At 74.0% G+C, this 23,778-nt stretch carries 23 protein-coding genes; 1 reads left to right on the top strand and 22 read right to left on the bottom strand.

The window, feature by feature from the left end:
• Nucleotides 1-4 precede the first annotated feature (4 nt).
• From HT134_RS19165 to HT134_RS19070, 20 genes are read right to left on the bottom strand one after another with little or no spacing between them, the layout of a single operon-like run.
• The gene (locus HT134_RS19165) at nucleotides 5-1,006 is read right to left on the bottom strand and encodes a helix-turn-helix transcriptional regulator (protein ID WP_175601798.1); all 1,002 of its coding nucleotides are present in this window, start codon (nucleotides 1,004-1,006) and stop codon (nucleotides 5-7) included.
• Between the two features lie 22 nt (nucleotides 1,007-1,028).
• Entirely contained in the window at nucleotides 1,029-1,907 is an 879-nt protein-coding gene (rfbA, locus tag HT134_RS19160) for a glucose-1-phosphate thymidylyltransferase RfbA (RefSeq protein ID WP_175601797.1), read from the bottom strand.
• A complete protein-coding gene (rfbB, locus tag HT134_RS19155; RefSeq protein WP_175601796.1) occupies nucleotides 1,904-2,860 on the bottom strand; it encodes a dTDP-glucose 4,6-dehydratase in 957 nt (318 codons plus the stop codon). Before rfbB ends, rfbA begins: the two co-directional genes overlap by 4 nt.
• A 5-nt stretch (nucleotides 2,861-2,865) precedes the next feature.
• Nucleotides 2,866-4,014 (bottom strand): ABC transporter permease, encoded by a 1,149-nt coding sequence (locus HT134_RS19150; RefSeq protein ID WP_175601795.1) that lies wholly within the window; start codon nucleotides 4,012-4,014, stop codon nucleotides 2,866-2,868.
• A gap of 11 nt (nucleotides 4,015-4,025) precedes the next feature.
• Nucleotides 4,026-5,204: an ABC transporter permease gene (locus HT134_RS19145; protein ID WP_175601794.1), complete on the bottom strand. Its 1,179-nt coding sequence runs from the start codon at nucleotides 5,202-5,204 to the stop codon at nucleotides 4,026-4,028.
• A 2-nt stretch (nucleotides 5,205-5,206) separates the two neighbouring features.
• Nucleotides 5,207-6,184, bottom strand: coding sequence for an ABC transporter ATP-binding protein (locus tag HT134_RS19140; protein ID WP_175601793.1), 978 nt, complete (start codon nucleotides 6,182-6,184; stop codon nucleotides 5,207-5,209).
• Nucleotides 6,181-7,218: a right-handed parallel beta-helix repeat-containing protein gene (locus HT134_RS19135; RefSeq protein WP_175601792.1), complete on the bottom strand. Its 1,038-nt coding sequence runs from the start codon at nucleotides 7,216-7,218 to the stop codon at nucleotides 6,181-6,183. The genes HT134_RS19140 and HT134_RS19135 overlap by 4 nt, the downstream gene beginning before the upstream one ends.
• A complete protein-coding gene (locus HT134_RS19130; RefSeq protein WP_175601791.1) occupies nucleotides 7,206-7,733 on the bottom strand; it encodes a 4'-phosphopantetheinyl transferase superfamily protein in 528 nt (175 codons plus the stop codon). The genes HT134_RS19135 and HT134_RS19130 overlap by 13 nt, the downstream gene beginning before the upstream one ends.
• Nucleotides 7,730-8,521: an alpha/beta fold hydrolase gene (locus HT134_RS19125; RefSeq protein ID WP_175601790.1), complete on the bottom strand. Its 792-nt coding sequence runs from the start codon at nucleotides 8,519-8,521 to the stop codon at nucleotides 7,730-7,732. Before HT134_RS19125 ends, HT134_RS19130 begins: the two co-directional genes overlap by 4 nt.
• Before the next feature lie 32 nt (nucleotides 8,522-8,553).
• Nucleotides 8,554-9,408 (bottom strand): ester cyclase, encoded by an 855-nt coding sequence (locus HT134_RS19120; protein ID WP_217708087.1) that lies wholly within the window; start codon nucleotides 9,406-9,408, stop codon nucleotides 8,554-8,556.
• A gap of 1 nt (nucleotide 9,409) precedes the next feature.
• Complete coding sequence (locus HT134_RS19115; protein WP_175601789.1) at nucleotides 9,410-9,832, bottom strand: phosphopantetheinyl transferase; 423 nt, start codon at nucleotides 9,830-9,832, stop codon at nucleotides 9,410-9,412.
• Between the two features lie 28 nt (nucleotides 9,833-9,860).
• Nucleotides 9,861-10,766, bottom strand: coding sequence for an ACP S-malonyltransferase (locus HT134_RS19110; RefSeq protein ID WP_175601788.1), 906 nt, complete (start codon nucleotides 10,764-10,766; stop codon nucleotides 9,861-9,863).
• Between the two features lie 17 nt (nucleotides 10,767-10,783).
• Nucleotides 10,784-11,653, bottom strand: coding sequence for an alpha/beta fold hydrolase (locus tag HT134_RS19105; RefSeq protein ID WP_175601787.1), 870 nt, complete (start codon nucleotides 11,651-11,653; stop codon nucleotides 10,784-10,786).
• Nucleotides 11,650-12,897, bottom strand: a complete 1,248-nt coding sequence (locus tag HT134_RS19100; protein ID WP_312888235.1) for an FAD-dependent oxidoreductase — start codon at nucleotides 12,895-12,897, stop codon at nucleotides 11,650-11,652. Before HT134_RS19100 ends, HT134_RS19105 begins: the two co-directional genes overlap by 4 nt.
• Nucleotides 12,894-13,664, bottom strand: coding sequence for a nitroreductase family protein (locus HT134_RS19095; protein ID WP_312888234.1), 771 nt, complete (start codon nucleotides 13,662-13,664; stop codon nucleotides 12,894-12,896). Before HT134_RS19095 ends, HT134_RS19100 begins: the two co-directional genes overlap by 4 nt.
• Complete coding sequence (locus HT134_RS19090; RefSeq protein ID WP_175601785.1) at nucleotides 13,661-16,012, bottom strand: beta-ketoacyl-[acyl-carrier-protein] synthase family protein; 2,352 nt, start codon at nucleotides 16,010-16,012, stop codon at nucleotides 13,661-13,663. Before HT134_RS19090 ends, HT134_RS19095 begins: the two co-directional genes overlap by 4 nt.
• Before the next feature lie 29 nt (nucleotides 16,013-16,041).
• Nucleotides 16,042-17,106, bottom strand: a complete 1,065-nt coding sequence (locus HT134_RS19085) for an aminomethyl transferase family protein (protein ID WP_175601784.1) — start codon at nucleotides 17,104-17,106, stop codon at nucleotides 16,042-16,044.
• A gap of 2 nt (nucleotides 17,107-17,108) precedes the next feature.
• Nucleotides 17,109-17,618 (bottom strand): 3-hydroxyacyl-ACP dehydratase FabZ, encoded by a 510-nt coding sequence (fabZ, locus tag HT134_RS19080; RefSeq protein WP_175601783.1) that lies wholly within the window; start codon nucleotides 17,616-17,618, stop codon nucleotides 17,109-17,111.
• On the bottom strand, nucleotides 17,615-17,905 hold the full coding sequence (locus HT134_RS19075; RefSeq protein WP_175601782.1) for an acyl carrier protein: 291 nt from the start codon (nucleotides 17,903-17,905) through the stop codon (nucleotides 17,615-17,617). Before HT134_RS19075 ends, fabZ begins: the two co-directional genes overlap by 4 nt.
• 38 nt (nucleotides 17,906-17,943) lie before the next feature.
• On the bottom strand, nucleotides 17,944-18,696 hold the full coding sequence (locus HT134_RS19070; RefSeq protein WP_246364682.1) for a 3-oxoacyl-ACP reductase family protein: 753 nt from the start codon (nucleotides 18,694-18,696) through the stop codon (nucleotides 17,944-17,946).
• Nucleotides 18,697-18,852: 156 nt separating this feature from the next.
• On the opposite strand from HT134_RS19070, the gene HT134_RS19065 reads away from it, so the two are divergent.
• Nucleotides 18,853-20,469, top strand: a complete 1,617-nt coding sequence (locus HT134_RS19065) for an FAD-dependent oxidoreductase (RefSeq protein ID WP_312888233.1) — start codon at nucleotides 18,853-18,855, stop codon at nucleotides 20,467-20,469.
• A 467-nt stretch (nucleotides 20,470-20,936) separates the two neighbouring features.
• Here the strand turns inward: HT134_RS19065 and HT134_RS19060 are convergent, their stop codons facing one another.
• Entirely contained in the window at nucleotides 20,937-22,460 is a 1,524-nt protein-coding gene (locus HT134_RS19060; protein WP_175601780.1) for an AfsR/SARP family transcriptional regulator, read from the bottom strand.
• Nucleotides 22,460-23,644 carry a macrolide family glycosyltransferase gene (locus HT134_RS19055; protein ID WP_217708085.1) on the bottom strand — a complete coding sequence of 395 codons (1,185 nt, stop codon included), beginning with the start codon at nucleotides 23,642-23,644 and terminating at the stop codon, nucleotides 22,460-22,462. Before HT134_RS19055 ends, HT134_RS19060 begins: the two co-directional genes overlap by 1 nt.
• Between the last annotated feature and the right edge of the window lie 134 nt (nucleotides 23,645-23,778).

Below are 23,778 nucleotides of genomic sequence, written 5' to 3'. Positions count from 1 at the left end.
GCGGTCAGCCGGCGTTGCGCAGGAAGCTCCTGGCCGCCGCCACCCCCGCCTGGAACCTGCTGGTCGCGTCCAGCTCGCGCATCAGCGTGGCGATGTGCCGGCGGCAGCTCCGCACCGACATGCCGAGCTTCCTGGCCACGACCTCGTCGGTGTAGCCCTTGGCCATCAGCGCGGCGATGGACTGCTGGAGGTCGTCGGCCACGTCGGCGTAGCCGAACTCGATGCCCTCCAGGGGCGTGGCCATCTCCCACAGGTGGTTGAACAGGTCGAGGAAGAACTGCGCGATGCCGTAGTCGCGGACCCGCGCGACGTTCGCCTCCTCCCCGCCGGAGCCGAACATGACGACCAGCGAGCGGTCGAACACCACCGCCGAGCGCGGGATGTGGCTGAGCGTGTAGACGACCGCGCCGGCGTCGGTCAGCCGCTTCATCCGCATGCGGGTGGACACGTCGCCCCGGTTGCGGTGCTGGCAGATGATGCGCACCACCACTCCCCTGGCCAGCAGGGCGAGGAACGTCTCGGACAGGTCGCCCGTCACGCCGCCGCCCGCCTGGAGCACCAGCACCTCGTCGCGGCAGCCGTCGCTGGCGGTCTTCAGGAAGCCGCGCACCTCCATGGAGCCCACCAGGTAGTCCACGGCGCGCGGGGCCGTGGACGCCTCCGCCGCGATGTAGTCGGGCTGGAACGTGCCGATCCGCTCCTTGATCTGGTCGATCAGCTCGCGCCGCTGGTAGATCTCCCGCTCGACGGACGACACCAGCGAGGCGGCGGCCAGCTCCGGGTCCACGGGCGTGAACCGCAGGCCGGCGCTGTCGTCCACCCGCAGCAGCCGGCTCTCCACCAGGTGCTCCACCGCCGCGCTCACGTCGCGCACGGCCAGGCCGAGGTCCTCGGCGGCCGCCTCGACCGACTCGATCGCGCCCTTGCGGGAGGCGTAGCGGTACACGTCTGTCACATGGTCTCCGCCGGCCGGCGAACGTCCGGGGAACAGTGCCGTCATGGTCATGACTTGCCTCCTTGCTCACGAGTCACCGGGCGGCGAACTGCTCCGCCACGGAGATCACGTACTGGCCGTAGGCCGACTTCTCCAGTTCGACGCCGAGCCGGTGGCAGGTCTCGGCGTCGATGTAGCCCATCCGGAGGGCGATCTCCTCCAGGCACGCGATCCGCACGCCCTGCCGCTGCTCCAGGAGCTGGACGTACTGCCCGGCCTGGAGGAGGGACTCGGGGGTGCCCGCGTCGAGCCAGGCGAAGCCGCGGCCGAGGTCGACCAGTTTGGCCTTGCCCCGCTCCAGATAGGCGCGGTTGACGTCGGTGATCTCCAGTTCGCCCCGCGCCGACGGCGAGAGGTTCTTGGCGATGTCGACGACGTCGTTGTCGTAGAGGTAGAAGCCGACGACCGCCCGGTTGGAGCGGGGCGCCGCGGGCTTCTCCTCGATGGACACCAGCCGGCCGAGCTCGTCGGTCTCGGCGATGCCGTACCTCTCGGGGTCGCGCACCGGGTAGCCGAACAGGACGCAACCGTCGATGTCGCGGCACTCCTGCCGCAGGATCTCCTGGAAGGAGTAGCCGTGGAAGACGTTGTCGCCGAGGATGAGCGCCACCGGGTCGTCGCCGATGTGGTCGGCGCCGAGCACGAGCGCCTCGGCGATGCCGTTCGGCTCCGGCTGCTCGGTGTAGGTGATGCGCAGCCCGAGCCGGGAGCCGTCGCCCAGCAGGCGGCGGATCTGCGGCACGTCCTCCGGCGTGGAGACGACCAGGATGTCGCGGATCTCGGCCAGCATCAGCACCGAGAGCGGGAAGTAGACGAGCGGCTTGTCGTTGACCGGCAGCAGCTGCTTGGAGACCGCCAGCGTCGTGGGCAGCAGGCGCGTGCCCCGGCCGCCGGCCAGCAGGATGCCCTTCATGTGTCCCCCTCGTGTCTGGTGCGGTACCACGCGACGGTCTCGGCCAGCCCCTCCTCGAAGGGCACCAGCGGGCGGTAGCCGAGGCCGCGCAGCTTGGAGTCGTCCAGGGAGTAGCGGCGGTCGTGCCCGGGCCGGTCGGCGACGCGCCGGACCAGCTCGGGGCCGGCGCCGCAGGCGCGCAGCAGCTTCGCGGTCAGCTCGCGGTTGGTCAGCTCGGTGCCGCCGCCGATGTGGTACACCTCGCCGGCCACGCCCTTCTCCACGACCTGGTGGACGCCGCGGCAGTGGTCGTCCACGTGGATCCACTCGCGCGTGTTGCCTCCGTCGCCGTACAGCGGGACGGGCCGGCCGGCCAGCAGGTTGGTCACGAACAGCGGGACGAGCTTCTCGGGGTACTGGCGGGGTCCGTAGGTGTTGCCGCAGCGGGTGACGCGCACGTCCATGCCGTGGGTGCGGGCGTAGGACAGGGCCATGAGGTCGCCGGCGGCCTTGGAGGCGGCGTACGGGGAGTTCGGCCGGACCGGGCTGTCCTCGGCCCAGGAGCCGGCGTCGATCGAGCCGTACACCTCGTCGGTGGAGACCTGGACGAACGTGGCCACGCCCGCGTCGAGCGCGGCGCGCAGCAGCGTCTCGACGCCCGCCGCGTTGGTGCGCACGAACCGGTCGGCGGCGGCGATCGAACGGTCCACGTGGCTCTCGGCCGCGAAGTTGACGACCAGGTCGTGGCCGGGCATGAGCCGCGCCACCAGGCCGGGGTCGGCGATGTCGCCGCGGACGAACGTCAGCCGCCGGTGGAGCAGCACCGGCTCCAGGTTGGCGACGTCGCCGGCGTAGGTGAGGGCGTCCAGCACGGTCACCTCGGCGTCGTCCCAGCCGGGGTAGGCGCCGCCGAGCAGGTTCCGGACGTAGGCCGAGCCGACGAACCCGGCGGCTCCGGTGACGAGGATCCGCATGGCGCTCACCCCAGCGCCCGGGTGCGGCGGCCGAACAGGACCAGGGAGGCGCCCAGCAGCAGGGCGGCCATCGCGGCGAGCACGCCGAGCTGCGGCAGCACCGCGCCGATGCCCGTGCCGGGCACGGCCAGCTTCAGCAGCGCGTCCATGCCCCAGGCGTGCGGGAAGAGGTGGCCGACGGCGTTGAGCACGTCGCCGGACGACTCGCGCGGCCACAGGCAGCCGCCCAGCATGCCGAGCACGACGCCGAGCGGCGGCCCGATGGCCGGGGCCTGGTCGGGGGTGCGCAGCAGCGTGCCGACGAGGATCGCCGCCCCGGTGGAGACCAGCGCGAACGTCCCGACGACGGCCGCGACGCCGAGCGGGTCGCCCCAGTGGACGCCGAACGCGAGCGCGCTGACCGCCATGATGAGCGCGGCCTGCGCGAGCGCGACGAGCAGGCGGCTCAGCGCCTCGCCGAGCAGCACCGACCGGTGTCGTACGGGGGCGGTCAGCGCGCGCTGGAGCATGCCGAGCCGGCGGCTCTCGACCAGCGCGGCGGCCACGGCCATGGAGTTGATGAAGGTGAACAGCAGCAGGTTCGCGGGGGCGGTGTAGGCGAAGCCGCGCGGGTCGCCGGCCGCGGTCGAGGTGTCCTTCACGGCGACGCGGCCGGACTCGGCCTGCGCCTGCCGTACGTAGGAGGCGGCCTGCTCGGGCGTGGCGCCCGCGGTGCGGGCGGCGCGCGTGGCCTCCTCGACGGCCGCGACCTTGCTCACGGCGACGTCGATGGCGCTGCGCGCGGCCATGCCGCTGCCGTTGGTCTCGGTGACGACGAGGTCGAGCCTGGTCGAGCCGGACGGGATGACCAGGCCCGCCGCGAGCGAGCCCTCCCGCACGCCCGAGCGCAGCTCGGCGGCCGAGGTCATCGTGGTGACCTCCAGGTCGGGGTGGCGGCGCAGCTCGGCCAGCAGGGCGGTGGTCACGGGGCCGGAGCCCTCGGCGACCACGCCGACCGGCAGCCGGGAGGAGCCGGTCGTGCCGCCGCCGAGCGCCATGCCGACGAAGACGATGGAGACGAACGGCATGACGACCATGAAGAACAGGCCGACGCGGTCGCGGGTGTGGCGGCGCAGGTTCGCGGCCACGAGCGCGAGCACGGGCCGCGGGCGCATCCTTGCGGTCCTCATAGCAGCAGTCCCTTCCGGAAGCCGAGGACGGCGAGGCCGCCCGCGGTCAGCGCGATGGCGCACAGCACGCCCACCGGCAGCGCCACCGCCGCGAGCCCCGCTCCCGAGCCGGCCAGCTCGGTCAGCGCCTTGGACGTCCAGCCGTTCGGGGTGAGCAGCGCGACCGCCTGGAGCGGGCCGGGCAGGTTGTAGACCGGCACCAGGCTGCCGCCGAAGAACGCCGCCACGAACGACACGATCATGATCGCGCCGTCGGCCTGGGCGTCGGTCCTGACCCGGCTGGTCACCAGCATGGTGATCGCGGCGGCGGCCAGCACGTGCGCGACCAGCACCACGGTCACGGCCGCCGGGTCGCCCCAGGTGGAGCCGAAGATGAGCACCGAGGCGCCCCAGTTGAGCAGGGCCCCGGCGACGGCCAGCGCGAACCCGACGGCGGCCTTGCCCGCGACGGGCACCCAGGCCGCGACCGGGGCGGCGCGGATCCGGTCGAGCGTGCCGAGCTTGCGTTCGGTGAGCAGCCCCCGGAACGAGGCGCCCACCACGAAGAACGCGAACAGCGCCGCCATGCCCGAGCCGTAGTAGACCGACAGGTCGATCTTGCCGCCGGCCAGCGGGTCGTCGGCCAGGCCGATCGCCGGGCCGGCCGCGCCGTTGCGCTCCACCAGCTCCTTGACCTGGTCGCCGGGCACGCCCGCGCGCAGCACGGCCCGTACGGCCAGGGTGCGGGCGTCGACCACGGCGGAGATGCGGTCCACGATGGCGCTGGCCACCACGCCCGCGAGGGGCGACTCGGGCGTCTTCAGGACCGCCACGTCGCCGCCCTTGCCGGCGCCGACGCTCTCGCTGAACCCGGCCGGGAAGACGATCGCCGAGCCGATGGCGCCCGACTCCAGCTCCCGGCCGGCCTGCTCCCTGCTCGGCAGGTCGCGCAGCGTCACGGAGCCCTTCAGCTCCTTGGCGGCCATCACCTCACGCCGGACGCTGGCCGGGAACTCGCCGCCGTCCAGGTCCACGAAGCCGACCGTCGCCTTCAGCGGCGGGTCGTCGCCGCCCAGGGCGAGGCCGAACAGGGTCGCCAGCGTCACCGGGACGATCACGGCGATGACGATCGCCGTGCCGTCGCGCAGGCGGGTGCGCAGTTCCAGCGCGCTCACCGTCCACAGGGCCCGCAACATGGTCAGTCCCTCAACGTGCTGCCGGTGAGGTGCAGGAACGTGGCCTCCAGGTCGGGCTCGATGACCTGGGTGGCCGTGACGGTGGCGCTGCCCTCCACCGCGGTGATGAGGGCCGGCAGCAGGTACCTGCCGCCCTCGGCGATCAGCCGTACCGACGACGCGCCCGTGCGGGCCGCCTCCACCACGCCCTCGACGGCGCGCAGCTTGGCGAAGGCCGTCTCCACGTCGCCGTCGAGGACCAGCTCGACCTTGTCGGCGGTGCCGACCAGGGAGACCAGCTCGCGGCGGGTGCCGTCGGCGATGATCCGGCCGTGGTCGATGATCGCCGCGCGTTCGCAGACCCGCTCGATCTCCTCCATGTAGTGGGAGGTGTACAGCAGCGCCATGCCCTCCCCGACCAGGCGCTCGACGCCGTCGAGGATGGCCTTGCGGCTCTGCGGGTCCACGCCGACGGTCGGCTCGTCCAGGATCAGCACCTCGGGGCGGTGCAGCAGCGCGGCGCCGATGTTGATGCGGCGCTTCATGCCTCCGGAGTACGTGCCGAGCTTGGTGTCGGCCCGGTCGGTGAGCCCGATGAGGTCGAGCACCTCGTCGATGCGCGCGGCCAGGCGGCGGCGGGGCAGGCCGAACAGGCGGCCGAAGAAGCGCAGGTTCTCGCGGCCGGTCAGCTCGGGGTACAGGGCGATCTCCTGGGGGACGTACCCGATCTTCGCCTTGGCGCGGGTGGGGTCGGCCGCGAGGTCCGTGCCGCCGACCAGCACGGTGCCGGAGTCGGGGCGCAGCAGGCCGACGAGCATGGAGATCGTGGTGGTCTTGCCGGCGCCGTTGGGGCCGAGCAGGCCGTACGCCTGGCCGGGGGCGATGGCGAAGCCGACGTCCTGGACGGCGACGACGTCGCCGTAACGCTTGCGCAGGCCCCGGCAGGCGAGGGCCGGGGTGGTCGTCGTCGCGGGGGCGGAGGCCGTCTCCAGGGTGGTCATCGGCGCCACCCCCCGGAGGCGTCGTCGCGGTCCAGCAGCTCGGCCGGGTCGCCCTTGCCGGCCACGTTCCCGGCGCAGGTCTGCCGGGTCAGGTCGGCGCCGAGCTGGAAGTCCAGCGGGGTGTTGCCGGTGACCCGGTTCCACAGCAGGTGGTTGTCCAGGGCGTCGTCGCCGCCCCAGTCCTTGGAGGAGCCGATGACGAAGCCCGCGCCCATGACCGACTCGCCGCTCGGGTGGTTGTCGTGGATGTGGTTGTCCACGACGGCGACCCGGTGCGTGCCGATGAGCGCGAGGCCGACGCCGGAGATGGGCGGCCCGGCCGCGCCCAGCCCGTCGGGCTCGGCGCCGGCGGCCAGGCCGTTGCCGTGCAGGTCGTTGCCCGCCACCAGGCAGTCCCGGACGCCGCCCGCGGGCTCGCCCTCGTACACCTGGTTGAGCAGGAGCATGCCGATCGCGTTGCCGTGGCAGGCGTTGCGCACCACCCGGGCGCCCGAGGAGTTGTCGACGAAGATCCCGAAGGCGTTGGCGGACGTCTCGTTGCCGGCGACCAGGGCGTCCGAGTCGGGGCAGAAGCTGAGCGCGACACCGCCGTACTGGCTGCCCGAGGCGCGGCAGCCGCTCACCTCGCAGCCGCTGGACTCGCGCAGGTAGACGCCCCACACGGCGTTGCCGCGGGCCTCCACGTCGCGCACGCTCACCCCGGCGACGGAGTGGGCGTAGATCCCGGCGCCGGTGAAGCCGGTCACGGTCAGCGCCTCGATCGTGACGTTCGCGACGGCGTCGCCGTACACGGTGACGCCGCTGACGACGTCCTCGGAGGCGTCGTGCAGCCGGGGCACGTCGGCCGGGGCGCCGTCGCCGGGGGCCAGCACGGTCCGGCCGGGGCCGGCGCCGGTCAGCGACACGCCGCCGTGCCGGATCCAGACGCTCTCGGTGTACGTGCCCTCCGTCAGCACGATGCTCGCTCCGGGACCGGCCTCGTCCAGCGCCCGCTGGATCGACTCCCCCGGTCGTACCGTCTTCACCTGGGACATCGGGCACTTTCCTTCCTGTCGACGTACACGATCGCCAGCGCCACGAACAGCCCGCCGCCGCTCCCCCATCGGGCGGCGCCGGCGACGGCCGCGTCCCGCGGCGGGCGCAGCCGGCGCAGGGCGGCGTCGCGGGAGGCGCCGTGGAGCGCGTACGCGGCGCTGCCGTCCAGCGCCGCCCCGGTGGCGGCGGCCAGCTCGGCGGCGGCCTCGTCCAGCAGGCGGCCCGCCCACGCGGCCGGAGCCCCGGTCACCGCCTCGAAGTCGTGCCAGGCGAACCCCGGCGCCCGGCCGCCGACCGCCTTGATCAGGCACTCCTTGACGGAGAACGCCGCCGCCTCGCAGGTGAGCCCGCGCTCGGCCTCGGTGGTGACGTGCCGCGCGAACGCCTCGCCGCCCCGCTCGACGGCCCGCGCCAGCCGCGCCACCTCGACGACGTCCACCCCGAGGAGGACGGCGGGCTCGCCGGCGCGCTCCGGCGTGGCAGGGAGAGCCGCCGCGGCGGCGACGACGGTCATGCCAGGGCGCCCGCGCAGCGCGTCACGAAGGACTCCAGGACGCCGGTGTACTCCTCGGCCCGCTCGACCATCGGGATGTGCCCGCTCTGCTCGACGACCAGCACCTCGTTGTCCGGGTAGTCGGCCAGGAGCTCCAGCCACGGGTCCACGGGGGTCATCCGGTCGTGCCGGCCCCAGACGTACAGGGACGGGCAGCGCACCTTGTCCAGGGCGGGCCGCACCGCGTAGCGGCGGGTGGCCTTGATGCTGCGCGCCATGCTCACCATGGACTCGGGCCGGCGCAGCATCTCGCCCACCTCGCTCATCCGCTCGTCCGAGAAGAAGCTGCGACCGCTGTGGAACAGCGCGGCCACCATCCGCTCACCGAACTCGTCGCCGAACGGCCGGACGCTGCCCCGCCGGTCGAAGCTCAGCCCGACGTCGGGGTCGGCGGTGAGGCCCGGCGCGCCGCTGACCACGATCCCGCGCACCCGGTCGGGGTGGCGGCCGGCGAGGTCGATGGCGACCAGGCCGCCCAGGGAGTTGGCGCAGACGATGACGTCCTGCACGCCGGCGGCGTCGCAGGCGCGCAGCAGCGCGTCGCCGAGCTGCTCGATCGACCCGGCCACCTGCCGGTCCAGGGCGCAGATCGCCTCGTGGGTACGGAGCACCGGCCATCCGGCCGCCTCCAGACGCCGGTACGGGTGCTCCCAGATCCACCCACCGGCGAACAACGCGGACATGAACGCCACAGCGGGCCGTCCGCTGGTCCTGTCGCCGAGGTCGTGCTCGGCGGTGAAGTCGATCATCTTTCGGGCTCCCGTGTTCTCGCGAGGAGGGATCACAACGTGGACGCGTCCTCCGGCGTCCACCCGCACGCGCAGGCCGCGTCCTTGCCCGCCGCCACGACCGTCCCGCAGGCGGGGCAGCGGGCGTAGTCGCGGATCGTGGCGGGGTACCAGACGCTGGTGTGCACCCGGGTGCACAGCCCGCCCTTGAAGAAGCGGCGCATGGCCCGCTGGTGCGGCCGGGCGTGGACCGCCCGCAGCGACTCGGGCCGGTCGAAGGCGCTCAACGTGAACTTGCGGGCGCCGACGTCGAACGTGGTCACGCCCAGGAACCCCTTCGAGGACCGCAGCGACTTGACGATCTCCACGCTGAGCAGGTCCACGTCGGCGGCCTCCGCGTCGTCGCGGATCTCCAGCCAGGTCAGCACGAGCGCCCCCGGCCGGCCGGTGCGGCCGGTCGCGGCGCGGGCGCTGACGCCGAACTCCCGGGCCTCGTCCGCGCCGGGCACGAACCGGGCCGTGTACCCGAGCGCCTCGGCCAGCGCCAGCCGGTCGAAGCTCCGGCGCACGTGGACGCCGTGCGCGTCGCGGGTGACCAGGTCGGTGCCGTGCACGGTGGCGGTGCCGCCGGTGGCGGGCATGCCGAGGTAGGACTCGCGGTGGTCGGCCACCAGGGTCCAGGAGACGGCGGCGGCGTCGGCGTCGCCGGTCACGCGCTCCACCGTGAAGCGCGCGTTGCGGAAGCGGGCCGCCGTACGGGCGGCGTGCTCGGCCAGCGCCGCGCCGGCCAGCGGCCCGCCGGAGTCGGGGTCCTCGAAGGTGTCCACCGACGCGGCCACGGCCTCCGGGTCCCCGGCCCGCCACGCGTCGAGCAGCGCCTCGGCCGCCTTCCGAACGTCCATGGGCATGTCAGGTCTCCTCGTCCTCGGGCAGGCGGGCGGAGCAGACGGCCACGGCCAGCGCGCGTCCGCTCGCGTGGCTGATGGAGACGCGGACGCGGCCGCCCGGCCGTACCAGCTCGGCCAGCGGCGGGGCCAGCCGTACCGCGGGCGGGTGGCCGTCGTGGCAGGCGGCCGTCGCGCGGCACGACGCGGTGGGCCGGGGCAGCACCTCCACCTGGCCGAGGCGTTCGGCCGTGGGCGGCACCCCGAGCAGGCGCAGGACCGCGCGCTTGCCCGCCAGCCGGCCCGCCCAGTGCTGCACGCTCACGCCCGCCGCGGACCGGACGCGTTCGGCGGCCGTGTAGACCTCCTCCAGCCGCATCCCCGCGACGAGCTGCTGCGGGCGCGTCAGCCCCGCGAAGCAGACCAGCGCGCTCCCCCACCGGTTCACCCGCCGGCCTCCCCGGCCTTCTCGCGCCTCACGCCGCCACCGCCTTGGCCAGGCGGCGCAGGGTGGCGGGGTCGGCCATGCTGAGGCAGCGCGCCTCCGCCCGCCGCGACAGCCCCGTGAGGACCTTGCTGTCCCCGACCTCCACGCCCGAGGCCACCGCGTCCACCGCCGCCACCGTGCGCGTCCACCGGACCCGCCCCGTGAGCTGCGCGACCAGCGCCTCCCGCAGCGTGGCGAGGTCCGTGGTGGGCTCGCCCGTGACGTTCGGGACGACGGGCACCAGAGGCTCCAGCATGGGCACGGCCGCCACCGCCGCCGCCCACCCCGCCACCGCGGGCTCCATGAGCGGCGAGTGGAAGGCGTTGCCCACCGTGAGCGGCACGATCTTGCTGGCGGCCGTGGCCAGCTCCGTGAGCCGGTCGAGCGCCGGGAGGGCGCCCGAGACCACGACGTGCCCCGGCGCGTTCTCCAGCCCGACGACCACCGGCTCGCCGGGCCCCGAGGCGGCCTCGGCCAGGGCCTCGACGTCCTCCACCGGCAGCCCCATGACGGCCTGCATCCCGCCGATGACGCCCACCGCGGCCATGAGCCGCGACCGCGTCTCGACGAGGCGTACCGTGTCGGCCAGCCCCAGGACGCCGGCCGCGTGCAGCGCGGTCAGCTCGCCGACGCTGTGCCCGGCGACGATCTCGGGCGCGTACCCCTCCTCCTCCAGGACGGCCAGCGCCGCGAGGTTGCAGGCCGTGACGGCGAGCTGCGCGTGCTCGGTGGCGACCAGCCGGTCCAGCGGCCCGCGCGCGCACAACGGCGAGATGGGCCGCGACAGCAGCGCGTCCACCTCCTCCAGCCGCGCGCGGGCGGCCGGGCGGCGGCGCAGCCAGGCGCCCATGCCGACACGGACCGTCCCCTGGCCGGGGAAGAGATAGCCCAGCATGACGTCCATCCCTTCAGCTACAACCGGCGCCGGGGGCGCCGCTCCTCGTGGGCGGGGCGCTCCGTGCCGAGGAAGCCGAGCAGCAGCTTGTTGACCTCGTCGGGCGCGTCGAGCGGCAGCCAGTGGCCGGCGTCCTCGACCCGCTCGTAGCGCCAGGGCCCCTTGACGAACTTGCCGGAGCCGGACATGCCCTCCTCCAGCAGCGCCTTGTCGCCGGCGCCCCAGATGCCGAGCGTCGGCGCGAGCACCGGCGGGAACGGGCGGGCCGGGCGCAGCTCCGAGGCGGGCGAGCGGTTGGCGCGGTACCAGTTGAGGCCGGCGGTCAGCGCGCCGGGCCGGGCCAGGTCGCGCAGGTACCGGTCGTAGTCGCCGTCGCGGCCCATGATCTCCTTGAACAGCCGCCAGCCGTTGCGGCGCAGCAGCTCCTCGCTGACCCCGGGGAACTGGTAGAAGAGCATGTACCAGGACGCCGCCCGCTGCTCGATCGACGGGGTGGCGAAGACGCCGGGGTGCCCGACCGACAGCACGACCAGGTGGTCGAGCCGGCGCGGCATGAGGAAGGCGTACATCCAGGCGATGGCCGCGCCCCAGTCGTGGCCGACGACGTGCGGGCGCTTGATCCCGAGCTGCATGGTGAGGGCGACGACGTCGTTGACGATCGTCTGCATGCCGTACGCCTCGATCTCCTGCGGCTTGCCGGAGTCGCCGAAGCCGCGCAGGTCGGGCGCGATGACCCGGAACCCGCCCTCGACGAGCGCCGGGATCTGGTTGCGCCACAGGTAGGAGGAGTCGGGGAAGCCGTGCAGCAGGATGACGGGGTCACCCTCGCCCTCGTCGACGTAGGCGATGTCGACGCCGTTGACGTGAACCGTTCTCTTCTGGGTCATGCGGTCTCCCTGAACAACCGCTCAGCGAAGAACTCGCTGAAGCCGAACTCGGGTACGTCCTCCGGGGCCACCATGTTGAGCAGCCCGGTCACCTGGGCGGCGAAGTTCTTGGCCATCAGCCTGCGCACGCGGCGGCGCCGCTCGACGGCCGCGGGCCCGAACTCGACGTGCAGCCTGCTGATGATGGAGGCGCCGAAGTCCAGGCGTTCCAGGCGGAAGTCGCGCTCCTTCACGTACGGGGCGAACGCCTCGGGCGACCAGTCGTCGGAGGCGAGCAGGATCTCGCAGACGGTCCGCGAGTCGCGCATCGCGCACGACAGGCCCGTGCCGAGGACGGTGTCGGCGTTGCCGGCCTCGTCGCCGATGAGCACGACGCCCTCGACCAGCGGCGGCCCCTCGGGCACGCTCGACACGGACGGCCACACCGACAGCGGTCCGGCGGGCGTCGCCCCGGTGACGGCCTTGCCGCGGTCGGGCAGGCAGTTCAGCTCGAACGCGGCGAGGAACCGCTCGACGCCGCCCGGCCCCCGGTAGCGGTGCTTGTTGACCGTGGGGAAGTTCAGGTAGAGGCGGGCCCGGCCGTAGCCCTGGGGGAACACCATGAACATGACGTCGCCCTCGGTGCCCATGGCCTGCACGTCGGGCGGCCACCCCTCCATGCCCTCGACCATCATGCCGCCGCCCCAGTGGTGCATGGAGTTGCGCATGGTGACGCCGATCTGGCGGCCGACGGTGTTGCCTCGGCCGGTGGCGCCGAGCACGATGCGCGGCCGCAGCTCGCAGGCGCCCTCGGGGGTCTGGTAGGTGACGACGGGCCGCGCGCCGGGGGTGACGCCGATGCGGGAGGCGTCCATCACCAGCCGGGCGCCGCTCGCCACGGCCTGCTCGGCCATCAGCTCGCACACCTGGTGGTGCGGGAACGACATCGGCCCGCCGATGCCGGGGATGAACCTGGTCATGTCCACGGCCTCGACCTCGTCGTCGGTCACGGCCTCGTCCCAGGTCATCCACTCGCGGATCTCCCAGGCGCCGCCGGCCGAGAAGCAGTCGTAGACGCCGAGGCGCTGGGCCTCCCTGATGCCCCAGGGCGCGAGCCATTCGCCGCGCACGAGGTCCTTGTAGGCGTCCTGCTTCTCCAGCAGCACGACGGACAGCCCGCCGGCGGCCAGCATGCACGCCGCGGACGCCCCGGAGATGCCGCCTCCGACGATGACGACGTCGGGCTGCTCGGGTCGTACGGTCACGTCCCCCACCTCTCCCAGTAGGTGCGTTCCTTGGCGCTGTAGCGCTCTGCGGGGCGGAAGTCGGTGCCCACGGTGTACGCGACGGGGATCATGCACACCTGGGTCACCCCGGAGGGGATGCCGAGCATCCGCGCGACCTGCCGCTCGTGCGGTACGTGCAGGCAGGTGATCGTGCTGCCGAGCCCGCGGCTGCGCAGCGCGAGCTGGAAGGACCAGATGGCCGGGAAGATCGAGCCGTAGAAGATGCTGGCGCGGGTCTCGCCGTGCCGCACCAGGTGGCCGGGGTCCTCGGGCACCTTGTCGGCCATGCGCCTGACCCAGGCCTCGTTGATGGCGGTGATGTCCGGCGGGCGGCCGAGCACGCACGGGATGACGAGGATCGGCACCCGCGCGATCGTCTCGGTGAGCGCCAGCGCGGAGGCGTAGTTGCGGCGCGCCCCGGCGTCGTTGCGGCGGCGGCCGGCGTTGGTCCACATGTCGTTGCGGTGGAACGTCCAGGAGGACTGGATCATCTCGGCCAGGTCCTGCTTGACGGCGGCGTCGCTGATGACGAGCCACCGCCAGTTCTGGTGGTTGTTGGCCGTGGGGGCCTGGACGGCGACCTCCAGGGCCTCCTGCACCACCTCGCGGGGCACGGGCCGCTCCACGTCGAGACGGCGGCGCACGGAGCGCGTGGTGGTCAGCAGGCGGTCGGTCTCGGCGACGTCGAAGGGCGGAGCACCCGACGCGCCCGGTGTGGTGCTCACCGTGCCCGCCCGGGTGTTCACCGGGCCCCCAGGAGGACGGCGCCGCGCACCGAGCCGGGCGCGGCGGTGAGCGCCAGCGCCCGCTCCACGGGCCCGTCGAGGCCGGGTTTGGTCACGTACGCGGCGAGGTCGCCGGCGCGCGGGGCGGCGAGGCCGGTCAGCGCGGGTGCGACGCCGTCCCGGACGGCGAGCGCGGCCAGGGCGATGTTGAGCGCGCCGGAGGCGGCCTGGCAGTCACCGGTGAGCGCGGTGGAGGCGGTCAGCCGGGCGCCGGGGGCCCCGGCGAGCACCGCCGCGGCCTCGACGCCGTCCCCCGCCGTCCCGTCCGCCGCGCCGACCACCAGCCCGGCGACGGAGCCGGACGCGGTAGACGCCCCGGACTCAGAGGCGGCGGCGGAGGCGCGGGCGATGCTGCGCGCCACGGCGTCCGCGTCCGCGTCTGCGCCTGCCTCTGCGTCTGTGTGTGGGCCGGTGTCGCCGCTCGCGTGGCCCGTGCCCAGCACCCCGGCGTACGGCCTGCCGTCGCGGGCGGCGCAGTGCTCGGCCGACTCCACCACGAACGCCACCGCCGCCGACCCGCGCACCGCCCCGCCGGACCCGGAGTCGTACGGCGACGGCGCGGGAAGGTCGCCGGTGTCCAGGGCGGCCGTGCCGGGTGTCTCGTCGGCGGCCACCACGAGCACCACCTCGGCCTTGCCCGACCGGATGAGCTCCAGGGCGCAGTCCAGCGCGATGGAGGCCGAGGCGCCGCCGTTGCAGATGGTGGTGGTCGGCCCGCGCAGGCCCAGGGTCTGGCAGACGGCGCCGCCGGTGGCGTTGAGCACGACGTTGGAGAAGCTGAGCACGGCGGGCTTGTTCGGGTTGGCCGCGATGCTCTCGTCGAAGCCGCCGGTGCTCTCGGCCGAGCCGGCGCCGGTGGCGAAGATCAGCGCGACGTCGTCCAGGTCCTTGCGCGGCAGCTTCAGCCCGGCGTCCTCCCAGGCCAGCCGGGAGGCGGCGATGGCCAGGCGCGACAGGTGGTTCATGTGCCGCCACAGGGAGCGCGGCGCGAACGTCCGGCCCTCCAGCGACGGGGCCCGTCCGGCGCCGTGCCGGCCGGCCAGGACGGCCTCGGTCAGCTCGGCGACGCCGGTGCCGGCCCCGGTGACGGGCCCCAGCCCGGTGATCACCGCTTCGCGGCGGGGCAGCTCCTCGTACGGCCGCGGCCCGCCGGGCGTGGTCAGCACCAGCGAGACGTTGTTGCCGCCGAAGGCGTAGTTGTTGGACACGACGGTGCCGATGGGCATCGGCCTGGCCACGTTGGGCACGAAGTCCAGGTCGCCGGCCCGGCCCCGGCCGTCGTCGTCGAAGCCGATGGTCGGCGGGGCGGTCGCGTGCCGCAGCGCCAGCACGCTCGCCACCGCCTCGACGGCTCCGGCGGCGCCCAGCGTGTGGCCGACGAACGACTTGATGCTGCTGGTCGGCACCTGGCCGGCCCGCTCGCCGAAGACCAGGCGCATGACCTTGGCCTCCATGGCGTCGTTGGCGGGGGTTCCGGTGCCGTGCCCGCTGACGTACTGGACGTCGCCGGGTGTGAGCCCCGCGTCGGCGAGCGCGCGCCGCACGGCGCTGGCGCCGCCGCGGCCGGTGGGGTCGGGCGCGGTCGCGTGGTAGGCGTCGGCCGACAGGCCGTAGCCGGCGACCTCGGCGAGCGGGACCGCGCCCCGGGCCAGCGCCAGGTCCAGCGGCTCCAGCAGCAGGAACGCGGCGCCTTCGCCGAGGTTCAGGCCGTCGGAGTGGCTGTAGGGGCGGCACGGGCCGGTGCTGAGCGCCTGGAGCCCGGCGAAGCCCGCGTACGTGCCGAACAGCAGCGGGTCCACCCCGCCGGCGAGGACGGCGTCGGCCTCACCGGTGAGGATCTTGTCCTTGGCCAGGCCGACGGCGTTGCCGCCGGCGGCGCAGGCGGTGGACACCAGGATGCGCGGCCCGCGCAGGCCGAGCCGCTCGGCGACCACGTCCTGCGTGCGGTGCATCGGCTGGTAGCGGCCGGCCGCGTCGGGCGTGGCCTGGCACTTGCCGAGGATGATCCCGAACCGCTCGGCCGCCACCTCGGAGGCCGTAAGGCCGGCCATCCCGACCGCCTGGCGGGCCGCGACGAGCGCGAGCCGCGCCGTGCGGTCGAGGGCGGCGTCGGAGCCGGGGAGCTGACCGGCGATCCACTCGTCGGGCACCTGGCCCGCGTGCCGGGCCGTGAACACGGCGAACGCCTCGTCCTCGACCGGCGTGAGTCCGCCCTGACCTGTGGTGAGCCGCTGCCAGAACTCGGCTGGGTCGCGGCCGGCCGCGCAGATGATGCCCAGGCCGGTGACGACGACGGGCCGCAGCGCCATGCTTGTCTCCTTCTCAGCGCACCGGGCGATCAGATGATCGGGATGCTCCAGCTCTTGGGCACGATGTACGGGCTGGTCAGCGTGGTCACCTCGGTGCCGCCGACGGTGAGCTCCAGACCGGCGGCCGCCAGGTCGTGGTCCACCCGGGCGAGGCCGAGCGTGGCGCCGAGGCCGACGCTGTGCACGGCGTGGACGACCTCGCCGATGTCCTGGCCGTTCACCCAGACGCGGGTGCCGGGCGCGGGCACGCCCTCGCCGCCGGAGAAGCCGACCGTGCGCCGCCCGCCGCCGGCCTCGAACGCCGCCAGCACCGCCTCGCGGCCGACGAACTCGTCCTTGGTGACGTCCACCAGCCAGTTGGCGCCGATCTCGACGACCGTGGCGCCCTCGGTGACCTCGTGGCGGGGGATCGGCTGGCGCACCTCCAGCATGGCCAGCTCCAGCGCCTCCTGCCCGGCGGCCTGGGCGTGCTCCAGCGACTGGCGCCACAGGTCGGCGGCGTGCTCGACGGGCACGATCATCTGGTAGCCGTACTCGCCGGTGAAGCCGGTCCTGGCGAAGACGACGTCGGCGCCGTTCCAGGTGGTGTCCACGACCGACTCGAACGGCAGCGACGCCAGCTCGGCGTCGATGAGCCGGCCGACGACGCCCCAGGCGTACGGCCCCTCCAGCCCGAGGACGGTCAGGTCGCCGGAGCGGTCGGTGATCTCGACGCCCTCGTCGTTGTTGGCCCGCAGGTGCGCGAGCAGGCGCGCGCCGGCGCCGCAGGAGCTCTCCAGCAGGATGCCGTCCTCGCGGCCGAAGGCGAGGACCTGGTCCACGACCTGGCCGTCGGCGTCGAGGAGGAGGGTCATCATGCAGCGGTCGGACGTCAGGTACTCGACGTCGCGGGCGAGGACGCGCTGGGCGAAGGCCACGGCGTCCGGGCCGGTGATCTCGATGAGGCCGTGGCCGCCGAGGTCGAGGACCGCGGCGCGCTCCCTGAGCACCTTGTACTCCTCGTCGAGGGAGGAGAAGCGCAGCGGGACGGTGGCGTCGCCGACCTGGCCGTAGACGGTCTCCTGGGGATGCGCGGACGCGAGGACGCTTGCCATGTTCACACCTTTCGCACGGGACGTTGACGGGCCGGGTCGGCGATCGTCAGGTTTCCTTCGGCCGCGACCTGGCCGTCCACCCGGGCCGACACCCGGTACTCCGCGAAGCCGGCCCCGCCGCCGGTCCGCTCGGCCGTCAGCGTGAGCTGGTCGCCGGGGACGACGGGGCGGCGGAACCGCATCGACCTGACCCCCGCCAGGTAGCTGATCTCGCTGGCCCCGGCCAGGGCGAAGACCACGCCCGCGAGCTGGGCCAGCGCCTCGGTGATCACGATGCCGGGCAGGACGGCCTCGCCCGGGAAATGGCCCTGGAACCACAGCTCGGTGCCGGAGACGTTCTTGACGGCCGTCCCCTTGACGCCGGGCTCCACCTTGCCGACCCGGTCGAGCAGCAGCATCGGCCAGCGGTGCGGCAGGACGGCGCGGACCTGGTCGTGGGTCAGCCCGCTGACCGGCCCGCTCGTGGGCCCGCTGACCTGCCCGCCCGCGGGCGGCGCCGCGGCGAGCGTCATGCCGACGCCCGCAGCGCCGGGTTGACCTCTTCGGCCAGCCGCGACACCGACCCGAAGACCGCCATCTCGCTGTCGTAGAGCGCGACGCCGAACTCGGCCTCGATGGCCACGTACAGCTCCAGCACGTCGAGGCTGTCGAGCTCCAGGCCGCGGCCGAACAGCGGCTGGTCGTCGGTGATCCAGTCGGGGTCGATCTCCAGGTCCAGCCGCGACACGATCATCTTCTTGATCTGGCTGCAGGTCTGCTGCCGCTCCGCGGCCCGCGCGCGCAGCTCGTCGATCGTCATCTGGTCCTCCTTGAACCGGGGGGGGAAGGGGGGACGGCTCAGCCGAGGCCGCCGCCGTGGGCGACCACCACGGAGCCGGACATGTACGACGCCTTGTCGGAGGCGAGGAAGCTCACGATGGACGCGATCTCCTCGGGGCGGCCCATCCGGCCGAGCATGATGCGCGACTCGTACTGCTTCTTGATGTCCGAGGGCACCTTGCGGGTCATGTCGGTGGCGACGAACCCGGGCGCCACGACGTTGGCCCGCACGCCGTGCGGCGCCGCCTCGTTGGACAGCGCGTGGGTGAAGGCGATGATCGCGCCCTTGGACGCCACGTAGTTGGTCTGGCCGGGGAAGCCCCCGTCGAGCCCGCTGGAGGACGACAGGGTCACGATCGCGCCGCGGCGCTGGTGCTGCATCAGCTTGAGCCCCTCGCGGCAGGCGAGGAACGTGCCGATGAGGTTGGTGTCGACCGGGGCGCGGAACTGGTCGAGGCTCATCGTGAGCAGGTAGCGGTCCAGGGTGATGCCGGCGCTCGTCACGAGGACGTCGAGCCGGCCGTGGTCGGTCCGCACGCCGCGGAAGAGCCGCCGTACGGACTCCTCGTCGGTCACGTCGGCCTGCACGGCGCTCGCGCTGCCGCCCTCCTCCTCGATCTGGGACACGACGTCCTTCGCGTCGCTCTCGGAGCGGGAGTAGTTGACCACCACGTGGGCGCCCTCGCGGGCCAGGTCCAGCGCGCAGGCCCGGCCGATGCCGCGCGAGCCGCCCGTCACCACGGCCACGGAGCCCTCTGCGAAAAGCATCATCCGTCTCCAGGAATTGAGACAATCGCGGATCGGCTTATCCGGATCTTCAGTCAGTAAGCTACTAAGCCCCGACATCACGCCTGTATCACCCGGTTATCCGCGCATTGACCAGAACAATGGCGATGAATGACGCTGACAACCATGAAAATGATGGACGTGGACGTGTTGATTGTCGGGGGCGGCCCGGTCGGCCTCGCCACGGCCATCGAGCTGTCCCGGCACGGAATATCGACGCTGCTCGTCGAAAAACATGAGGGCACGTCAATTTTCCCGAAGGCCCGCCTCGTCACCACGAGGACGATGGAGATCTTCCGCGCCTGGGGGATCCAGGAGGAGGTGGAGCACGCCGGCATGCCGCGCGAGGAGTTCCTCGCGGTGGGCGTCGGCAGCTCGCTGAGCGCCGACGACTTCGTCAGGTCGGCAGCCGCCCTGCGCCGGGACGCCCCCCAGTCCCCCACCTACATGTTCCTGTGCTCGCAGGACCTCCTGGAGGTCATAATGCGCCGCCGGGCCGAGTCGCGGCCTGGCGTCGAGGTCAGGTACGGCGCCGCCATGACCGGCTTCCGGCAGGGGCCGGACGGCGTCGAGGCGGTCGTGTCGGAGGCGTCCGGCGAGACGCTGGTGCGCTGCGCGTACCTGGTGGCGGCGGACGGCAGCCGCAGCGGCATCCGGGAGGAGCTGGGCATCGCCACCGAAGGCCCGCCGCCGCTCGGCCACATGATCAGCATCATGTTCGAGGCCGACCTGGGCTTCCTGCCCCCCGAGCGGCGGGCCGCGCTGTCGTTCCTCACCGACCCGCCCTGCGCGGTGGAGGCCGTCGACCACCGGCGGCGCTGGATGGTGCAGACCGGCTACGAACCCGAGGAGGGCGGCAGCCCGGCCGACTTCACCGAGGAGGTCTGCCTGGCCTCCGTGCGCGGGGCCGTCGGCGTCCCGGACCTGCCGGTCACCATCCTCGGCGTCATGCCCTGGCTTCAGCAGGCCAGGGTGGCGGCCTCGTTCCGCTCGGGGCGGGTGTTCCTGGCCGGGGACGCCGCGCACGTGGCCACCCCGCAGGGCGGTTTCGGCATGAACTGCGGCATCCAGGACGCCCACAACCTCGCCTGGAAACTCGCCGCCGTCCTGCGCGGCGCCGCCTCTCCCGCCCTGCTCGACACGTACGAGCCCGAACGCCGCCCCATCGGGGCCCGCACCGTGGACGAGAGCCTGCACAACGCGTTCATCACCTTCCAGATGATGGAAGGACGGCTGTCCATGCGGGAGGCCATCGAGCAGCAGGCGGGGCGGCGCAGCTCGGAGGGGCTGGTGCTGGGCTTCCACTACGACTCGGCGGCCGTGGTGCCGGACGGCACGCCCGCCCCGGCGCCCGAGGACCCGTACCGCACGTACATGCCGACGGCCCGGCCGGGTCACCGGGCGCCGCACGTCTGGCTGTCGGGGCCGGCCGGGCCGCCTGTCTCGACGCTCGACCTGCTGGGGCCGGGCTTCACGCTGCTGGCCGTGTCCGGCGCCGGCTGGCCGGCCGCGGCGGAGCAGGCGTCCGCGCGCGCGGGCGTCCCGGTGGCGGCGGTGGAGATCGTCGCCACGGACTCCTCCGGCGGGGCCGGGGACGCGTACACCTCTCCGACGTGGGCGAAGGAGTACGGCTTGGAGAGCGGCGGGGCGGTGCTGGTGCGGCCGGACGGGCACGTCGGCTGGCGGCACGCCGACGGCCCCGCCTCCGCCGACGCCCTGTCCGCCGCCCTCGCCACCATCCTGTCCCGCACCCCGTGACCCCCTCGCCCGGCACCCCGTGACGCCCTTCACCAGCGCCTCGGGCGGGCGGCCGAACGGGCGGGCACCCGAGGCGACCTGCGGGTGGTGGGCAGGCGGGCGTCTAAGGGACGGCGGCGGGCGATGGTGAGCGGCGGGGCCGCCGTTTCAGGCGCGCCGCCCATAGAAGCGCGCCGTCGAGAGAAGCGGGCCGCGGTGAGAAGCGGGCCGCCGGGGCGACGGGGCCGCTCTGAGAGACGCGCCGCCGCGAGAAGCGGACCGCCATGAGAGGCGAGGCCGCCATGAGAGACGTGCCGCCCTGAGCAGCCGGCCCCCATAAGAGGCCAGCCGGGGTGAGAAGCGGGCCGCCATGAGAGGCCGGCCGTGGTAAGGAGCGCGACGTCGGGAGGGGCGGGCCGCGGTGAGGAGCGCAGCGAAGGTGAGTGGCGCGGCGTGGGCCGCGCCGCGTGCCTACGCCTCGGGGGGCCTCACCCGTACCCGGTGCGCGCCGGACGGCGGGACTGGAGGCGGGCCGCGCCGAGCCGCAGCGACAAAGGGCTCCCGCACGAGGTGGCCACCAGGTCGGACACCGCCTGCGCCCCGACCGCCGTGTCCACCAGCAGGTCGGCCAGCTCCCGCGCCTCGGCCTCCGGCAGGGGCCGCAGGAACTCGCGGTGCGCGCCCTGCCGGGCGACCAGGTCGTCGAGCGGGTCCGTGCTGGTGATGACGACCCGGCAGCCGGCGCCTCCGGGCAGCAGCGCCCGCGCCTGGTCGCCGTCGCGGACGCCGTCGAGCACCACGAGCAGCCGCCGCCGTGCCGTACAGCTCCGGTAGAGCGCGAGCTTCTCGGCGCGCCCGGCCGGGATGTCGGCCCCGGCCACGCCGAGCGCGCGCAGGAAGCGGTCCAGCACCGCGTCCAGCCCTCCCCCGTCCACCCGACCGCCGCCGTCCGCACGACCGCCGCCGCCCGCCGCCCCGACGGCCCCGTGAGCGCCGTCCGCCGCCGTCAGCTCGGCCATGTCGGCGTAGAGCTGCCCGTCGGGGAACCAGTCGATCCGGCTGTGCGCCCAGCGCAGCGCCAGCGTGCTCTTGCCCACGCCGGCCGGCCCGCTCAGGACCGTCACCCCCGGTACGGCGACCTCGGGGTCGGGGCGCAGGGCGGCGTTCATCGCCGCCAGCTCCTCCTCGCGCCCCACGAACGGCAGCACCTGCGGCGGGAGCTGGCACGGCACGACCTGCCCGGGCACGCTGCGGTGGGCGGGGGGCCGCATCAGCGCGGACTCGTCCCGCAGGATCTGCTCGTGCAGCCGCCGCAGCGCCGGGCCCGGCTCCAGGCCGATCTGGTCCAGCAGGTAGCGGCGGGTCTCCTGGTAGGTGCGCAGCGCCTCGGCGCGGCGGCCGGCGCGGTACTGGGCCAGCATGAGCTGGGCGCGCACGCGCTCCCGGAACGGCGACTCGGCGACCAGGGCCAGCAGCTCGGGGATCACCTGATGGTGCCGGCCGAGCTCGATCTCCAGCTCCAGGCACGTCTCCAGCGCCTCCAGCCGCGACTCGGCCATCCGGGCCACGTCGTAGCGCAGTCCCCGGATGTCCTCGAACGGGTTGCCCTGCCACAGCGCGAGCGCCTCGCGCAGCACCTGGACGGCCTGCTCGCGCAGCCCGGAGGCGGCGTGGCCGCGCGCCTGCGCCACCAGCGCCTTGAACCTGACCCAGTCGATGCTGTCGGGGGCGGCCCGCAGCAGGTAGCCGGGGCTGGAGGTCTCGATCACCCCGGCGCCGAGGGTGCGGCGCAGCCGGGAGACGCAGATCGCGACCTGCCGCCAGGCGCTGCGCGGCGCCGACCCGGCCCAGACGGCCTCGATCAGGCGCTCGACGCTCATCACCCGGTTGGCGTTGAGCAGCAGGCAGGCCAGGATGGCCAGCTCCCGGTTGGCGCTCATGGGCAGCTCGGCGCCGTCCTTGAGCACGGTGAGCGGCCCCAGCACCCGGAACTCGAACGACGGCTGCCCCATCAGGCCATCACCTCCGCCAGGCGGCCTTCGAGCAGGTCGGCGGCTCGCGTGGTGCCGCCCGCCCGCCCGATGTCGCCGCGCATGGCCTGGGCCCGGTGCCGTACGCGTTCGTCGCCGGCGACGGCGAGGACCGCCTCGACGAGCCGCTCGGGGGTGAGCGCGTCCGGGTCGAGGGCGCGGCCGAGGCCCAGCTCCTCGACGCGGCGCGCGGCCACCCGGTCGATCGGGGTGGCCGGGACGACCACCATGGGGCAGCCCCAGTGCAGGGCCTCCATGGCGGTGCCCAGGCCGCCGTGGGTGACCGCGACCGTGGCGTGCCGCAGCACGCTCACGTGCGACACCCAGCGGCGCACCTCCATCGTGGGCGGCAGCGGCCCGAGGTAGCCGGGGTCCATGCCGGGGGGCAGGGTGACCACGCCGCGCCAGGGCAGCTCGGCGAACGCCCGTACGCAGGTGCGGAACAGCTCGGGCCGGCCCGCGGCGACCGTGCCGAAGGTCAGCAGCGCGACCGGCAGCCCGTCGTCCGGCGGTTCCCAGCCGGACAGGAAGCCGCGCTCCCCCAGGCAGGGCCCGACGAACGCGAACCGCTCGTCGAAGGTGTCGCCGGCCGGCTGGAACGAGCGCGGCAGGCTGACCAGGTTGGAGTCCTGGACCTCCCACCACAGCTCGGCGGGGTCGGCCTCGACGCCGTGGCCGGCGGCCAGGGCGCGGGTCCTGGCCAGCATGTCGTCCACCCAGGCGGGCAGGCCGGGGTCGGCGTCGCCGCCGGCGTAGACGGACCCGAGGAAGGAGTAGTGCTCGTTGGAGGCGAAGATCGGGATGAGCTGCGTGGCCGGCACTCCGAGCTTGCGGGCCAGCACGCGCCCGGCGTGCAGCACCGTCAGGTCGTAGACGACCAGGTCGGGGCGCAGGTCCGGGTGATCGGCGAGGTGCCGGTCGGCCGCGTCGAGCATCGCGCGGCTCTCGTCGAGGAACAGGGAGACGAGGGCCAGCGGGTCGCTCTCCAGCGCCCGCAGGTCGGCCCCCGCGTAGATCGAGTCATAGCAGAGCAGGCCGGCGCCCGTCTCCTCCACCAGCGGCGCCATGCCGCCCCCCGTGAGGTACGTGACCCTGTGCCCTCTGCGAACCAATTCGGCGACCACGGCGAGGCTCGGAATGACATGACCGTGGTCGGGCTGACACATGAAGAGATAATGCCGTGTCATGTGAATTCTCTCGGCTTGGTGCGCGTGAGGTCTTTCTCCTTCGCAAAACTAAAGGACCTCCGGCGAGCCGCGTCACCCCTAGCCGCCCCCTCATCCGAACCCCTTTTCTAGGG

Origin of the sequence: Nonomuraea rhodomycinica (genome assembly GCF_013363995.1) — a bacterium.
GTDB lineage: Bacteria > Actinomycetota > Actinomycetes > Streptosporangiales > Streptosporangiaceae > Nonomuraea > Nonomuraea rhodomycinica.
Note: the sequence above shows the minus strand (reverse complement) of the source record. Positions and strands in the feature narration are given on the sequence as shown.

Coding starts and splice junctions, on each gene's coding strand:
- HT134_RS19055 (WP_217708085.1), bottom strand. CDS start 23,644: ATGTGTCAGCCCGACCACGGTCATGTCATTCCGAGCCTCGCCGTGGTC.
- HT134_RS19090 (WP_175601785.1), bottom strand. CDS start 16,012: ATGGCGCTGCGGCCCGTCGTCGTCACCGGCCTGGGCATCATCTGCGCG.
- HT134_RS19120 (WP_217708087.1), bottom strand. CDS start 9,408: ATGCCCATGGACGTTCGGAAGGCGGCCGAGGCGCTGCTCGACGCGTGG.
- HT134_RS19075 (WP_175601782.1), bottom strand. CDS start 17,905: ATGACGATCGACGAGCTGCGCGCGCGGGCCGCGGAGCGGCAGCAGACC.
- HT134_RS19140 (WP_175601793.1), bottom strand. CDS start 6,184: ATGACCACCCTGGAGACGGCCTCCGCCCCCGCGACGACGACCACCCCG.
- rfbA (WP_175601797.1), bottom strand. CDS start 1,907: ATGAAGGGCATCCTGCTGGCCGGCGGCCGGGGCACGCGCCTGCTGCCC.
- HT134_RS19150 (WP_175601795.1), bottom strand. CDS start 4,014: ATGCGCCCGCGGCCCGTGCTCGCGCTCGTGGCCGCGAACCTGCGCCGC.
- HT134_RS19070 (WP_246364682.1), bottom strand. CDS start 18,696: ATGATGCTTTTCGCAGAGGGCTCCGTGGCCGTGGTGACGGGCGGCTCG.
- fabZ (WP_175601783.1), bottom strand. CDS start 17,618: ATGACGCTCGCCGCGGCGCCGCCCGCGGGCGGGCAGGTCAGCGGGCCC.
- HT134_RS19105 (WP_175601787.1), bottom strand. CDS start 11,653: ATGACCCAGAAGAGAACGGTTCACGTCAACGGCGTCGACATCGCCTAC.
- HT134_RS19085 (WP_175601784.1), bottom strand. CDS start 17,106: ATGGCAAGCGTCCTCGCGTCCGCGCATCCCCAGGAGACCGTCTACGGC.
- HT134_RS19145 (WP_175601794.1), bottom strand. CDS start 5,204: ATGTTGCGGGCCCTGTGGACGGTGAGCGCGCTGGAACTGCGCACCCGC.
- rfbB (WP_175601796.1), bottom strand. CDS start 2,860: ATGCGGATCCTCGTCACCGGAGCCGCCGGGTTCGTCGGCTCGGCCTAC.
- HT134_RS19060 (WP_175601780.1), bottom strand. CDS start 22,460: ATGGGGCAGCCGTCGTTCGAGTTCCGGGTGCTGGGGCCGCTCACCGTG.
- HT134_RS19130 (WP_175601791.1), bottom strand. CDS start 7,733: ATGACCGTCGTCGCCGCCGCGGCGGCTCTCCCTGCCACGCCGGAGCGC.
- HT134_RS19135 (WP_175601792.1), bottom strand. CDS start 7,218: ATGTCCCAGGTGAAGACGGTACGACCGGGGGAGTCGATCCAGCGGGCG.
- HT134_RS19110 (WP_175601788.1), bottom strand. CDS start 10,766: ATGCTGGGCTATCTCTTCCCCGGCCAGGGGACGGTCCGTGTCGGCATG.
- HT134_RS19165 (WP_175601798.1), bottom strand. CDS start 1,006: ATGACCATGACGGCACTGTTCCCCGGACGTTCGCCGGCCGGCGGAGAC.
- HT134_RS19125 (WP_175601790.1), bottom strand. CDS start 8,521: ATGATCGACTTCACCGCCGAGCACGACCTCGGCGACAGGACCAGCGGA.